This window comes from Streptosporangium roseum DSM 43021, from assembly GCF_000024865.1.
Classification (GTDB): Bacteria; Actinomycetota; Actinomycetes; order Streptosporangiales; family Streptosporangiaceae; genus Streptosporangium; species Streptosporangium roseum.
Map to the genome: position 1 here is coordinate 4,659,997 of NC_013595.1, position 14,104 is coordinate 4,674,100.

The following is a 14,104-nucleotide window of genomic DNA, read 5'->3' on the forward strand; positions in this document are numbered from 1 at the left end:
TGCCGGACACGTTGCCGAATCGCGCCCCGCCGCGCCGGGTTTCCCCCCCCCGCCCGAGGGCGGGGGTATCCACGCTCAAGGAGATTTGATGAACTCCTCTCCCAACTTCGAACACGAATCCTTCGCGCAGCGGCATCGCGGGGGAATGCTGCTCGAGAGGCACGGCCTCGACCTTTACCTGCATCCCTTCCTGGGATTCACCCTCGCTCCGGGCCACCGTTCGGCCGTGCTCAACACCGACGAGGAGGGCTTCCGCCTCTCCGACTCGCCGTTCGGCACGGTCGACAGCGCCACCTGGCTCTCCGCCGACGGAGGCGGCCTCGTGCTCGGCAACTCGGTGGCCATCGGCCTCGCGGCCAGCTCCGACAGCGCCACCCCGGCGTCGCGTCTCGCTTTCCTGACCGGGGTCCGGCAGCTCAACCTGGGGCTCTGCGCGGCCGTCTCCCTCCAGGAGCTGGTCGCCGCCATGCCTTTCCTGCACGCCGCGTCCACCGTGGTGATCATTGGCGGGGGGCCCGACTTCGTCAATCTGGTGGGGTCGCTGACCCCGGACACCCTGTTCGGCACCGTGTCCTACGAGCGCACGTTCGCCGAGCTGGGGGAGATCCCGCTGTTCGACCTCGCGACGCTCGCCTCGGGCAAGTCCCTCCCCGACCTCGAGGCCTACCGCCGCACGCACCGGAAACCCGCCGCATGGGACCTCGCCGACACCCTGCCCCGGATGGAGGAGGCCGCCCGCAGGCGCCTGCGGGACCTCGCGTTCCTGTCCCGGGCGGCGGGCGAGGGGACCCGGATCCTCTTCTGCCTCCAGCCGTTCGCGAGCTCCCGCACGCGCGCGATCACCCCGGAGGAGAGGGAGCGCTACGACTTCGACGCCCCCGTTTTCGGCATCCTGCACAGCGCCATCGAGAGGAACTGGGACGCCTACGCCGACCGGCTCGCCGAGGGCTGCGCCGGCCTGGGGGTGTCCTTCCTGAATCTGGCCGCGGACCGGTTCACGGGAGACTCCTTCGCCGACACCGTGCACTTCACGGACGGAGGCAACCTGCAGGCCGCGGAGATGATCCACCAGGCTCTCGCGGGGGCGCCGGCCGCCGGGAGCGTGCCGCGCCCGCTGTGAGAGCCGCCGCTCCGTCGGAGCCCGTCGATCGGCGGCCGCTCGATCGCCCAGACGGCACGGCACGAGTCAGATCCGAGTCGCGCCTCCTCGAAGTCGCACCTCCTCGAAAAGGAAGAACAATGTCCCAAGCGGCAACGACCCGGTACGAGCGGCTCCAGCAGCTGCGCGACATCCTCACCGACGTTCTCGACCTCGAACCAGGCGAGCTCACGGAGACCAGCAATTTCGTGAACGACCACGGCGCCGACTCGTTGCTGGCCATCGACATCATCGCCAGCATCGAGCGGGACATGGGCGTGCACATCCCCAGCGAGGCCCTCCCCGAGATGATCAACCTGAACGCCGTCCTCGGCCTCGTGACGCGCTACGCGAAAGAGGCGGACCTCGATGCCTGAAGGGGCCCCGCGCCGCGTGGTGGTGACCGGGCTGGGGGCGGTGAGCAGCCTCGGCACGGGAGCCCGTACCTTCGCCAAGGCCATCCGCGAGGGGCGCAGCGGCGTGTCGCCCATCCGGAGCTTCGACGCCAGCGGGTTCCCCTACACCTTCGCGGGCGAGGTGCACGACTTCGAGCCGGAGCGGCTGCTGCGCAGGCTGCGCGTCGACGAGTGGGGGCGCAGCAGCCTCTTCGCCGCCTCGGCCGCGCGGCTGGCGCTGATGGACGCCGACATCGACCCCGGCCAGGTCGCGGCCGCCCGCGCCGGCTCCGCGATGGGGACCACCCTCGGCGAGTCGGCGGTCATCGAGGCGCTCACGAGCCAGTGGGTCCACGGAGGCCTGAAGGATCTCGACCCGGCGCTGGTGCGCCAGGCCCCGGCCGGCCGGATCGCCACGGCGGTCAACGCGGAGCTCGGGCTCACCGGAGAGGCCCACACCATCGCGACAGCCTGCTCGGCGAGCAACTACACGCTGGGCTACGCCTACGACATGGTCCGGACCGGAGAGGCCGAGTTCATGATCAGCGGCGGGGCCGACTCCGTCAACCGGTGGGAGCACGCCGGCTTCTACCGGCTCGGCGCCCTGGCCGAGTCGGTGTGCCGGCCCTTCGACACCCACCGCTCGGGAATCCTGACCGCCGAAGGCGGTGTGGCGCTGTTCCTGGAGCCGCTGGAGGGCGCGGTGGCCCGCGGGGCGCGGATCTACGCCGAGGTGCTCGGATACGGCGTCAACTGCGACGCCAAGCACCCGGTCGCGCCCGACCCGACCAGCATCGCCGAGTGCATCCGAGCCGCACACCGCAACGCCGGCGTGCGCCCGGAGGACATCGACTACATCTGCGCGCACGGCACGGGGACCCCGACCAACGACGCCACCGAGGTCAAGGCGGTGCGGGAGGTGTTCGGTGACGAGCTGCCGCCGATCAGCTCGATAAAATCCATGATCGGCCACACGATGGGCGCCGCCAGCGGCTTCGGCGCGCTGATCTGCTGCATGGCGCTGCACGACGGCTTCCTGCCGCCCACGGCCAACGTGACGGAGACCGATCCGGCGCTGGGCCCTGGCGTGGACTGCGTCCCGGGCACGGGACGCGCGGCGTCGCCGCGGATCGTGCAGAACCACGGGTTCGCCTTCGGCGGCAACAACGCGATCACGATCCTGGGGAGAGCCGCGTGACGACCATGACGACCGTCGCCCCGCTCGTGATCACCGGCTGCGGGGTGGTCTCTCCCGCGGGTGTCGGCCTGGAGCCGCTCGCCGGCGCGATGAGCGGGGGCGGGTGCGAGGAGGCCGATCTGGAGGCGATCGGCGGGGAGTTCCCGCCCATGCCGCTGGCCGCGACGCCGGACCTCCGGCCGGAGGAGTACCTGGGCAGGAAGGGGATCCGGTCCCTGGACCGGACCACGCAGCTGGCTCTGGTGGCGAGCAACCGGGCGCTGGCGGGGCTCGGCGCGCCGCTGGCGGACCAGGACCGCGCGCGGACCGGCGTGGTGATCGGGACCAGTACGGGCAGCATCCGCAGCTCCAGCGAGTTCTCGCGCGAGACGCTCGTGCGGGAGAAGCCGTATCTGGTGCGGGCCAGCTTCTTCCCCAACTCGGTGATGAACTTCTGCGCGAGCCAGATCGCGATCTGGAACGCGCTCCGCGGCGTGAACGCGACGATCGCCGACGGCCGGGTGTCGGGTCTGGCCGCGGTCCGGTACGCCCGCAACGCGATCGTCCAGGGTCACGTCGACCGCGCCCTGGTCGGCGCGGTGGAGGAGCTGTGCCCCCAGTCCGCATGGGCCTGGTACCTGTCGGGCGCGCTCACGCCGGCCGCGGCCGTCGGCGAGGGAGCCGCGGTGTTCGTCGTCGAGACGTCCGAGGGTGCCGCCGCGGCCGGCCGGGCGCCGCTGGCCGAGCTGCTCGCCTGCGAGGTCGGCACCCTGGGCATGTCCGATGTGCGCCGCGGCCTGGCCGTGTGCGTCGAGCGCGCCCTGCGGCGCAGCGGCGTGCCCGGTGAGGCGGTCACCGCGGTCTCGTTGAGCGCGACCGGCCTGCGCGGCCTGGGAGCGGCCGAGGAGGACGGCGTCCGCGGCGCCCTGGGCGCCCTGCCGCCCCACCAGATCAGGACCGCCGCTCTGATGGGCGAGAGCTTCAGCGCGAGCGGCGCTCTGCAGATCGCCGGGCTGCTCGCGGGGTGGCGGGCCAACGGCGCCGCCATGGGCCCCGTGGCCCTGGTGACCTCCGTCGGGGACGACGGCAACGTCGGCTGCCTGGTGGTGCGCCGCCCCGCTCTCTGACGGGTCCTTCCCCGAGAGCCGATCGCCGGCGGCGCACCCGGTCACGCCCGACGCCGGAGGGTTTCTCGCCGATCACATGAGTGATCGGCGAATCGGCTACGGAAGCCATGCGTAGCGGTACGTACACCGTCAACCGGCGCCGCACGGATGGGCCGGCCCCGGCCACTACCCACCCTCGCCGTGCTTTTGACCTTCTACTCGTACGGCGCCGCCCGGATGGACACCCCTGAGGCGGAGTGGAGGTGAACGCGGGCCGCTACCGCCGCCCGCCATCGGCGGAACCCGTACATCACATCCGTGGACGCAACCTCGGGCAATGCCGCCGACGGCGTGGAACGCGGGCGACCACGAGGCGGTGACTGTCCGAATCGCCGCTGTCACGCCACGCTCCGGTGCTTTTACGCAAAAACCTTGTTCGGTGGCGCACACGCGTCCGTAAGACCAAAACAATGGTTCACGACCCGGGCGGCATTTCGCGGCGCCGGGATAGGCGAACCCGCCGGCGGCCGGGTCTCCGCGGTGTCTCCCGCGCCTGATACGGCGTCCGGCGGACCGGGAAAAGGCCGCGTGAGCCTCCGCCGCCATCGGGGCGGCGCCGTACCCGCGGAGGGCCGGTAATGGCCCCGGGAGCCGGAATGCGTCCGATCTCCGTGCCTGCGGATTCAATGCGCGGAACCAGGGCATGTGATGTATACGATCCTGCTGTCCAGGTGTGGCGTACGGCATTATGTGTGTGCCGAAAACAGCCGTTCGGGCCGCTGGCAAAGGTCGGGTCGTGCATACACGGCGAGGCGAGGTGAGCGTGGCTGTTAAAACAGATCACCCCGTTCGATATCCGCTCGTACATAACCTGTTCTCGCGGTGTCATCCGTTGTCACGATATTGATCCGGCAGAACACTATTTGTATAACGGCCGCCAAGGAAGGTGGCGGTTGACTAATGATGTTACCGATAGTAAATATGAGATATATCTCGATGGGCCCGGTGCTCATCGCGAGTTCACGTTGCCCACCGACCCACCCGCTCGGGGCGGCGGTACCCGGGGCGCCGCCACGTCTCGTAGAACCGCGCCGAGCCGACCCCGCGGCACAGCCGCGTCAGCCGAGGCGGTAAGGAAGGTGCTCGAATGTCCGAACACGCACTTCACGTTGTGATCATCGGGGCCGGTCTGGGCGGTGCGAGCCTGGCGCACGGGCTCAAAAGGGCCGGCATCAGCGTGGCCGTCTATGAGCGGGAACCGGCCCGGCGTGACGGCTCCTTCGGTTTCCGTGTCGCGATCGGGCCGGGCGGCAGCCGCGCGCTGCGCGATGTCCTCCCTCCTGACCTCTACGAGACCTTCGTCGCGACGTGCGCCAAGCCGCCGCGGCACCTGACGATCTACTCGGAAGGGCTTGACGAGCTGTTCACCACCAGCCTGCCGGTGGCAGGACGGGAGGGCGCGGACGCCGCTGTGAACATGAAGTCGGCAAGCCTCATGACGCTGCGGCAACTGCTGCTCACCGGGATCGAGGACGTCGTCCGGTTCGGAAAGGAGTTCACCCGTTACGAGCGGCGGCCGGACGGCCGGATAACCGCGTTCTTCGCGGACGGCACCTCCGCGGTCGGTGACGTGCTGGTCGGCGCCGACGGCCCGCATTCCCAGGTACGGCACCAGTACCTGCCCCAGGCCGACGTCCGGGACTGCGGTCTCGTCGCCGCGTACGGGCAGGTGGACCTTGGCGAGGCGGCCCGGCTGCTGCCCTGGGAGAAGATGCTCCGGGGGATATCGCTGGTGCGCAGCCGCCAGGGGCTGTCCTTCATCGCCCAGCCCATGGAGTTCCGGTGGGACAGCGAGGGCGAGTTGAAAAGCCACATCGGCAACGTCGACGCGGCCCTCATCAAGACCTGGCCCGGCATGCAGTACGACAACACCCGGGATCACCTCATGTGGGGCCTCATGAGCTCATCGCGCCTGTTCCGGACCGAGCCGGAGGCGCTGTGCGGGACCAGGGTGGTCGACGCCGTCGCGGACATGACCAGGCGGTGGGATCCGGCCCTGCACGCGCTGGTCAACATGACGGACCCGGCCACGGTCGCGGCGACCCGGGCCGTCGTGTCACGTCCGGTCGGCCGGCTGGAGGCGACCAAGGTCACCCTGCTCGGCGACGCCGGCCACGTCAGGTTCCCCGACTCGGGGGCGGGGGCGAACGCGACGCTCCGCGCGGCCGGGCTGCTGTGCCGCCTGCTCACCGGGGCCGTGACGGATCAGTGGCCGATCGTCGCGGCCATCCGCGACTACGAGGCGCAGGTGCGCGGATCCGGTTTCGGAGCCGGCCGCTCATACTGGAAGTGCCTGAACCGCAAGATCCGGATGAACAGGCCGGTCATCGGCCCGGTGCTCGCCGCGGGCACCCGCACCCGCCTGCGCGTGGCCAATCAGGTCCCGAGCCTGAAGAGGCGCGTGGCCGGCGAGTTCAGCTGGGTGCAGGGCGGGAGCGCGGCCTGATCGCGCGGCTCCCCGCAGGGCCGTGGCCCCAGCAGTGCCGCGAGGCGCCCTCGAGCGGCTTGAGAGCGCATGAGACCCCCCAGGCCCGGGGCCGGTCCCCGCCCCGCCGCCGGGGTCCGAACGCCGTCGCCGTACCCGGGGGCGGCCGTGACCGGACCGGCGACGGCGCTCACCGGCCCGGCCGCGGGCGCCCGGGGACGAGCCCTGCGGGGAAGGTTCAGCCGCCTTCCAGCGGTCGTTGAGCCGATGCTGTCAGCCTGCCGGGGTGAGCGTCCGAACAATGGCTTCCGGAGCGGCGGAGTGGGTCAGCTGTGCCCGGTGCCGAGAACTGACCTACGGCAGGCGCTTTGAACGCGACCTGCGAGTCTGCCCCGGCTGTGGCGCGCACAGCCGCCTCACCGCCTGGCAGCGCATCGGCCAGCTGCTGGATGCCGGCTCGGTCCGGCAGTTCGAACAGCCGGTGGTGGCCGAAGATCCCCTCGGTTTCGTGGACTCCCGCCCCTACCCGGAACGGCTGCGCCAGGCGCGCGAGCAGACGGGGATGGAGGAGGCCGTCGTCTGCGTCACGGGCACGCTGATGCGGCATCCGGTGGTGGCGGCTGTCATGGACTTCCGCTTCCTGGGCGGCAGCCTCGGGGTTGGAGTGGGCGAAGCCATCGCGGTGGCCGCGGAGACCGCCCTGCGCGCGCGCACCCCTCTGATCATCGTCACCGCCTCGGGCGGCGCCCGCATGCAGGAGGGCGCCTTCTCGCTGATGCAGATGGTGAAGACCAGCCAGGCGCTCGCGGAGCTGGACGAGGCGGGGATCCTCACCATCTCGCTCATCAGCGACCCCACCTACGGCGGTGTGGCCGCCTCCTTCGCGACGCTGGGAGACGTCATCCTGGCGGAGCCCGGAGCGCGCATCGGCTTCGCGGGTCCGCGGGTGATCGAGCAGACGATCCAGGCCGACCTCCCGAAGGGCTTCCAGACGGCAGAGTTCCTGCTGGCCCGCGGCCTCGTGGACGCGGTGGTGCCGCGCTCCGCGCTCCGGCCGACGATCGCGTGCCTGCTCGATGCCCAGGCGCCCGCGCAGCCCTCCGCGGCGACCACCGCGGGGGAGTGCCTCGTCCGCGATCCCGGCGAGCTGCCCGAGCGGGAACCCGGGCAGGTGGTGGAGACCGCCCGCCACCAGCAGCGGCCGACCGCGCTCGACTACATGAACCAGCTGCTGGACAACTTCCAGGAACTGAAAGGCGACCGGATGTCCGGCGACTGCCCGGCCGTCGTGGGCGGCATCGGCCGCTTCGACGGCCGGCCGGTCGTCGTCCTCGGGCACCAGAAGGGCCGCGACACCACCGAACGGGTCCAGCGCAACTTCGGCATGGCGCTGCCCGAGGGGTACCGCAAGGCCGCGCGGCTGATGCGGCTGGCGGTCAAGCTGGGGCTGCCGATCGTCACCCTGGTCGACACGCCCGGCGCCCATCCCGGCATCGGCGCGGAGGAGCGGGGACAGGCGTGGGCGATCGCGGAGAACATCCGGCTCATGTCCGGACTCCCCGTTCCGATCGTGGCGGTGATAACGGGCGAGGGAGGCAGCGGCGGCGCGCTCGCCCTGGCCGTGGCCGACCGGGTGCTCGCCTGCTCCGGCGCGATGTACTCGGTGATCAGCCCGGAGGGCTGCGCGGCCATCCTCTGGAAGGACCGGTCCGCGGCCCCGATGGCGGCGGCGGCGCTCCGGCTCGGCGCGCGCGACCTGCTCCGGCACGAGATCGTCGACGCGGTCGTACCGGAGCCGGAGGGCGGGGCGCACCGAGACCCCGTGGCGGCCGCGGAGCTGCTGCGCGCGGCGCTCTCGGAGACCTTGCGCGAGGTCGTCGCCATCTCCCCTGACGACCTGGTGGCACAACGCCGACGACGGTTTCGGCGATACGGCGTCGAGATGCCGAGGTGCATATGAACAACGAATCCACTGGTGCCGTGCCGAGCGGGATCGACGAACTCTGCCGGCAGGCCACCAACCTCATCGAGGCCGCCAAAGGGCCGCTGAAGAGCGTGCGCGTACAGGCGGGCGACCTGCTCGTCCAGGTCGAGTGGCCCGAACCGGGTCCCGCTCCGAACGGGTGGGCGGCACCGGACGGGCAGGCTGCTCCGAACGGGCAGGCCGTCGCCTGGGGGCGTCCCGAGGCCGCGGCGCCCGACGGGCCGGAGGCCGCCCCGGGGGAGGACGACGGCGCGTTCGTCGTCCACGCGCCCCTGGTCGGAACGTTCTACCACGCCCCTTCACCCGGTGCGCCGCCGTTCGCCGCCGTCGGAGACGAGATCGCGGCGGGGCAGCAGGTGGCGATCGTGGAGGCGATGAAGCTGATGAACGCGGTCGAGGCCGATCGGCCCGGCCGCGTCGTCGAGGTGCTCGTGCCCGACGGGTCGCCGGTGGAGTACGGCGAAGCGCTGTTCGTGCTCGCCCCCGTGTGAGCCGAGTCCTCGGAAACACCGCGATTGAGAGGAACCCATTGTTTTCGACAATCCTGATCGCGAACCGAGGCGAGATCGCGCTCCGTGTCGCCCGCACCTGCCGTGAAATGGGCATCCGGACCGTCGCGGTCTGCTCGGACAGCGACCGCGAGTCGGCCGTCGCCCGCTTCGCCGACGAGTGCGTCCGCATCGGCCCCCCGGCCCCGCGGCTCAGCTACCTCAACGCCGCCGCGATCGTCACGGCGGCGCTGCAGACCGGTGCCGACGCCGTGCATCCTGGGTACGGCTTCCTGTCGGAGGACCCCGACTTCGCGGAGATCTGCGAAGCCGAGGGGCTGACCTTCATCGGTCCCTCCGCGTCCCTGCTCAGCCGGCTCGGCGACAAGGCGCAGGCCCGGGAGATCGCCCAGGCCGCCGGGCTGCCGGTGCTCCCCGGCAGCTCGCGGTCGCTCGCCACGCTGGAGCAGGCCAAGGCCGTCGCCGGAGAGATCGGCTATCCGGTGATCATCAAGGCCACCGCCGGCGGAGGCGGGCGCGGTATGACCGTGGTGCGGGACGCCCGGGACCTGCCGCGCGCCTACGCGCAGGCGCGTGCCGGCGCCCAGGCGGCCTTCGGCGATCCCCGCCTCTACCTGGAGATGTTCCTGGAGAACGCCCGGCACATCGAGGTGCAGGTGCTCGGTGACGGCGCGGGGGGCGTGGTCCAGCTCGGCGAACGGGACTGCTCGGTACAGCGGCGCCGGCAGAAGCTGATCGAGGAGACGCCCGCCCCGGGGCTCCCCCGGGAGATGGCCGACCGCATCTGCGCCGCCGCGGTGCACGCCGCCCGGGAGGTGAACTACGCCGGGGCCGGCACCTACGAGTTCCTCGTCGACGGTGACGACTTCTTCTTCATGGAGGTCAACTGCCGGATCCAGGTCGAGCACCCGGTGACCGAGCTGGTGACCGGCATCGACCTGGTCCGGGAGCAGCTCCGTGTCGCGGCCGGGGACGGGCTGTCCATCCGCCAGGAGGACGTCCGGCCCCGGGGCGTGTCGATCGAGTGCCGGGTCAACGCCGAGGATCCCCGTCGCGGGTTCCTGCCGACGCCCGGCGTGGTCGAGGAGTTCCAGCCGTCGAGCGGCCCGTTCGTCCGGGTGGACACCCACGGGTATCCCGGCTTCCGGGTGACGGCGGACTACGACCCGCTGCTGGCCAAGGTCGCGGTCTGGGCCCCGGACCGCCGGCAGGCCATCGCGCGGGCCGGCCGCGCCCTGGAGGAGTTCCGCGTCTCCGGGCGGGGGGTGCACACGACCAGGGACTTCCTGCGCGAGGTGCTGGAGAACCCGGTGTTCCGCGCGGCCAAGCACACGACGGCCCTGGTCGACGACATGGGTACCGGCGACGCCTAGCCGTACTGGCCACGGAGGTTCGGGACGGGGTGACACGGAGCAGATGATCTTGTGGTGGGTGAGGGCCTTCGGGTTCGGTGTGGATCGCGACATCCGCGCCGAGGCCCGAAAGGCCCTCGTGTCCCACCGTGACGCCCCGCCGGCCGAGACGGGCGGGCTTCGGCCGGCGCGACGCGTCGTCGAGGACGGCCGGCCCGAAAAGGAGAGCGGGTCACCGGGCGGTCGCACCGCCGGAGAGGGCCGGTGGTCAGGACGCAGCGGGCCCGTCAGGGGTGGCGGTGTAGGCGGCCGTGGCCCGGTCCGCCGCGGCCCGCGCCTCGGCTCCGTCCGTGCCCGCGGCGACGCTCGCGTCGCCCCACTGCCGGCTGCTGAGCGACATGAACCGCCTGCCCTGGTCGGATACGGCCCATGCGGCGCCTTCCAGGGGGGCCGCGGCCTGTCCGGTCGACAGGTGGGTGGCCAGGCCCATGAGTCCCATATCCCAGCCGATGCCGAAGGCGCCGGGCCCGAACCGGGCCCACTGCTCGTCGTCGACGTGGGCGGTGTGCTCAAGCTCGAACCGGGTCCCGCCCCCGGAGACGGGCGTCAGCCGGACCTCGATCCAGCTGACGTTCCCGCCGTACTCCCAGGTGGCCGAGAAGCCCACGGGCGGGTCGCAGCGCTCGATCCTCCCGCCCGCGTTGCCCTGAAGCTGGTAGCGGCCATGCAGTCGCAGGTCACCCGAGACGGGCAGGAACCACCGGGCGATGCGCTCGGGATCGGTGCAGGCGTCCCAGAGGTCGTCGACATCGGTCTCGTACGTCTGGCTGACGGTCACGATCCGGGCCTCACCCGCCTCCAGCACGCGCTTGCCGACCTGGCGGCGCACGGCGTTGATCTGCTGAGTGACATCGATCACGAAGTTCTCCTCTGAGCCGGTTCCTCGCCGGGATCGCGGAGCCGGCGTTCACGTCCGCCCCGGGCCGCTTCCACCACCGGCGGCTCCGGCGGCTCCGGGAGGCGGAGAGCGGGAGCGCCGGCAGGGGGCGCGCCGCGCGCCTGCGTCCCGCGCGCCTGCGTCCCGCGCGCCTGCGTCCCGCGCGCCTGCGTCCCGCGCGCCTGCGTCCCGCGCGCCTGCGTCCCGGACGCCTGCGCGCCGGGAAAAAATATTAGAGGCTGCTTATATAAGTCAAGGTCGTATGCCGGCCTTCCCGCCGCTACGCGCCACGAGGGCGCCCCCCTCCCGTGCGGACCGGCGCCGTGGCCGGCGCGAGGAGGTGCGTCGGCGGCTGCCGTACCGCGGCCGTGGCGACGGCGGGCGGACGGTGCCGCCCGCCTACCCGAGGCCGGTCGGAAGTTAACAATACTTGACGTCGTGTCGACTTTTCTTTACATTCATCAATGTCAAACTTGTTTTACATGGGAGCGGGCGTGTCATTCGAAGAGAAGCGCGCGTGGATCTACGCGGTGGTCGCGGTCGGCGTGCCCCTGGCATACTTCGCGACCGTCCTCGGGCGGGTTCAGGCGGTGGGGGTCACGGAGGTCGCCTACGTGCGGCCGATGCTCATCGCCATCGGCGTCGTGGCGGCGCTCGGCCTGACGCTGGCGGATTACGAGAACTTCTGGATCGCCAACGCGCTCTACCTGGCCTTCGTCCTCGACGCGCTCACCTCTTCGGTCACGAAGATCGTCGCCTACCGCCGAGGCCTCTAGTCGTGGTCAAGCCCACCAGAGTCACGAACGCGATCCGGCTCCTCCGGTTCGCGCACGGAGAGATGACGCAAGCGGAGCCGTCGCCTGGTCGCCGGTGGAGGGCGGGAACCTCCGGCGGCGGGACGGGCGTGTTCCCGCCGCGGCCCGAGCCGCGCTCACCCCGGAAGGCTCACCATCATGCCCACTGACACCGGAGGCGACGTGACGACGATGAAGGCGATAGTCCGAGACACCTACTGCTCACCTGACGCGCTGGAGCTCGGCGACATCGGCAGGCCGGTCGCCGGGGACGGCGACGTGCTCATACGCGTCCACGCGGCCGGCGTCGACCAGGGCGTCTGGCACCTCGTCACGGGCCTGCCGTACCTCGTTCGCATCGCGGTCCTCAGGCCGCTCAGGCCGGGGGCCCGGGTGCCGGGCCTGGACGTCGCCGGGCGCGTCGAGGCGGTCGGCCGGAACGTGACCCGGTTCCGGCCCGGCGACGAGGTGTTCGGCACCTGCGACGGCTCCTTCGCCGAGTACGCGTGCGCCCGGGAGGACAGGCTCGCCGGGAAGCCGGCGAACGTCACCTTCGAGCAGGCGGCGGCGGTCCCCACCTCCGCTTTCGCCGCCCTCCAGGGGCTCCGCGACAGGGGGCGGGTCCAGGCGGGGCAGAGGGTGCTGGTCATCGGTGCGGGCGGAGGCGTGGGGACGTTCGCGGTGCAGCTGGCCAAGGCGCTCGGCGCGGACGTCACCGGCGTGTGCGGCCCGACGAAGACGGACCTGGTCCGGTCGATCGGCGCGGACGACGTCATCGACTACACGCGCGAGGACTTCGCGGACGGGGCGCGCCGCTACGACCTCATCCTCGACACCGCGGGACGCCGCTCGCTGTCGCGCCTCCGGCGCGCCCTCACCTCCCGGGGAACCCTCGTCATCATCGGAGGCGAAGGGGGAGGGCGGTGGTTGCAGGGCACGGATCGCCAGCTCCGGGCATCCGTGCTGGCACCGTTCGTGCACCAGAACCTGCGCGCGCTGATGTCGGTGGAGCGCGAGGAGGACCTTCGGTACTGGAGGGAGCTCATCGAGGCCGGCAAGGTCACGCCCGTCGTCGACAGGACCTACCCGCTGAGCGAGGTTCCCGAGGCCATCCGGTACCTGAGGGGAGGCCACGCGCGCGGCAAGGTCGTCATCACCGTGTGAGGCGCGGCGGCGGCCGGGGCGCGGTCCCGGACGGCCGGTCCATATCCGGCCGCCGGCACGTTACTGTTCCGCGGGGAGGTGCAACAGTGGGCTGGTGGCAGGTCAACGCGGACACGCTCGCGGGAAGCCGGTTCGTCGTCTCCCCGCTGGCCGAGGTCACCGCGAGCCTGAAGACCCTGGAACGGGGGACGGCCGCGCACCCGGGCGAGCGCGCGTGGCTCGACGCCCACCTGCCCGGCTACCGGGAGCGGCTGGCCGGAGACCCGGTCACCGCGCTGCTCGTACGGGCCGCTCTGGGGCGCAGCTGGAACGCGACCTTCCTCACCCCCACGCCGGCGGGCGAGGGCGAGCAGGTGTTCGAAGAGGAGCTGGCGCGCATACGCGAGACGCCGCCCGAGGCCGCCCGCGCCGACCTGGCCGTGTCGCTGGGCGGCCCGCTCCCTGCCGTGCTGCGCCGCTCCGATCTGCCGGCACGCGCCGCCGAGCTCCTGGAGTGGGTGTGGACGGAAGCGGTGCTCCCCTCCTGGCCGCGGAGCCGGCGGATCATCGAGGCCGACGTCATCGCGCGGACGGCGCGGCTGAGCCAGGGCGGCTGGGCCGCGGTCCTGGACGGCATGCGCCCGGGGATGCGCTGGCTCGGGGAGAGCCGGCTGCAGATCACCACGGGCGACGACCCGCCCCGGGAGCTCTCCGCTGCCCGGCTGATGCTCGTCCCGGTCACGCCCTGCCAGAGCTGGGTCTCGTGGGACGCGCCGCACCGGTACGCCGTGGTGTACCCCTGTTGGGGCGCCCTGGCCGAGGCGGGCGGGGTGCCGGTGCCCGACGCCCTGCGCGCGTTGCTGGGGCCCGCCCGGGCGGGTGTCCTCGTCCTCCTCGACACCCCGAAAAGCACCTCCCAGCTGGTGGCGCTGACCGGCCAGGGACTGGGGTCGGTGGGCCGCCACCTCAAGGTCCTGTTCGACGCCCGGCTGGTCCGGCGCCGCCGTGCCGGGCGGTCCGTGCTCTACTACCGGACGGACGCCGGCGAGGTCCTGGTGGAGGCGCAGAGAGACGGATGACAGCG

General features: G+C 72.0%; 12 protein-coding genes. 11 read left to right on the forward strand and 1 reads right to left on the reverse strand.

What is annotated here, in order from left to right:
• Positions 1-88: 88 nt before the first annotated feature.
• From SROS_RS20325 to SROS_RS20360, 8 genes are all read left to right on the forward strand, one after another.
• Positions 89-1,120 (forward strand): SGNH/GDSL hydrolase family protein, encoded by a 1,032-nt coding sequence (locus tag SROS_RS20325; RefSeq protein WP_012890832.1) that lies wholly within the window; start codon positions 89-91, stop codon positions 1,118-1,120.
• A 119-nt stretch (positions 1,121-1,239) separates the two neighbouring features.
• Positions 1,240-1,515: an acyl carrier protein gene (locus SROS_RS20330; protein ID WP_012890833.1), complete on the forward strand. Its 276-nt coding sequence runs from the start codon at positions 1,240-1,242 to the stop codon at positions 1,513-1,515.
• On the forward strand, positions 1,508-2,731 hold the full coding sequence (locus SROS_RS20335) for a beta-ketoacyl-[acyl-carrier-protein] synthase family protein (protein ID WP_012890834.1): 1,224 nt from the start codon (positions 1,508-1,510) through the stop codon (positions 2,729-2,731). The genes SROS_RS20330 and SROS_RS20335 overlap by 8 nt, the downstream gene beginning before the upstream one ends.
• A gap of 5 nt (positions 2,732-2,736) precedes the next feature.
• Positions 2,737-3,837 carry a beta-ketoacyl synthase N-terminal-like domain-containing protein gene (locus SROS_RS20340; RefSeq protein WP_043656161.1) on the forward strand — a complete coding sequence of 367 codons (1,101 nt, stop codon included), beginning with the start codon at positions 2,737-2,739 and terminating at the stop codon, positions 3,835-3,837.
• Between the two features lie 1,126 nt (positions 3,838-4,963).
• Complete coding sequence (locus SROS_RS20345) at positions 4,964-6,322, forward strand: FAD-dependent oxidoreductase (protein ID WP_012890836.1); 1,359 nt, start codon at positions 4,964-4,966, stop codon at positions 6,320-6,322.
• Positions 6,323-6,602: 280 nt separating this feature from the next.
• Positions 6,603-8,261, forward strand: coding sequence for an acetyl-CoA carboxylase carboxyl transferase subunit (locus tag SROS_RS20350; RefSeq protein WP_012890837.1), 1,659 nt, complete (start codon positions 6,603-6,605; stop codon positions 8,259-8,261).
• Positions 8,258-8,776 (forward strand): acetyl-CoA carboxylase biotin carboxyl carrier protein, encoded by a 519-nt coding sequence (gene accB, locus SROS_RS20355; protein ID WP_012890838.1) that lies wholly within the window; start codon positions 8,258-8,260, stop codon positions 8,774-8,776. Before SROS_RS20350 ends, accB begins: the two co-directional genes overlap by 4 nt.
• A gap of 38 nt (positions 8,777-8,814) precedes the next feature.
• Positions 8,815-10,167, forward strand: coding sequence for an acetyl-CoA carboxylase biotin carboxylase subunit (locus SROS_RS20360; protein WP_012890839.1), 1,353 nt, complete (start codon positions 8,815-8,817; stop codon positions 10,165-10,167).
• Positions 10,168-10,414: 247 nt separating this feature from the next.
• On the opposite strand, the gene SROS_RS20365 is transcribed toward SROS_RS20360, so the two are convergent.
• Positions 10,415-11,065: an SRPBCC family protein gene (locus SROS_RS20365; RefSeq protein WP_012890840.1), complete on the reverse strand. Its 651-nt coding sequence runs from the start codon at positions 11,063-11,065 to the stop codon at positions 10,415-10,417.
• Positions 11,066-11,577: 512 nt separating this feature from the next.
• Here SROS_RS20365 and SROS_RS20370 point away from each other — a divergent pair.
• The 3 genes from SROS_RS20370 to SROS_RS20380 all read left to right on the forward strand — a co-directional run bounded on the left by SROS_RS20370 (position 11,578) and on the right by SROS_RS20380 (position 14,099).
• Positions 11,578-11,859 (forward strand): hypothetical protein, encoded by a 282-nt coding sequence (locus SROS_RS20370; RefSeq protein ID WP_043652429.1) that lies wholly within the window; start codon positions 11,578-11,580, stop codon positions 11,857-11,859.
• 177 nt (positions 11,860-12,036) lie between these two features.
• Entirely contained in the window at positions 12,037-13,041 is a 1,005-nt protein-coding gene (locus SROS_RS20375) for an NAD(P)-dependent alcohol dehydrogenase (RefSeq protein ID WP_245564682.1), read from the forward strand.
• 86 nt (positions 13,042-13,127) lie between these two features.
• Positions 13,128-14,099 carry a helix-turn-helix domain-containing protein gene (locus SROS_RS20380; RefSeq protein ID WP_012890843.1) on the forward strand — a complete coding sequence of 324 codons (972 nt, stop codon included), beginning with the start codon at positions 13,128-13,130 and terminating at the stop codon, positions 14,097-14,099.
• Positions 14,100-14,104: the final 5 nt, after the last annotated feature.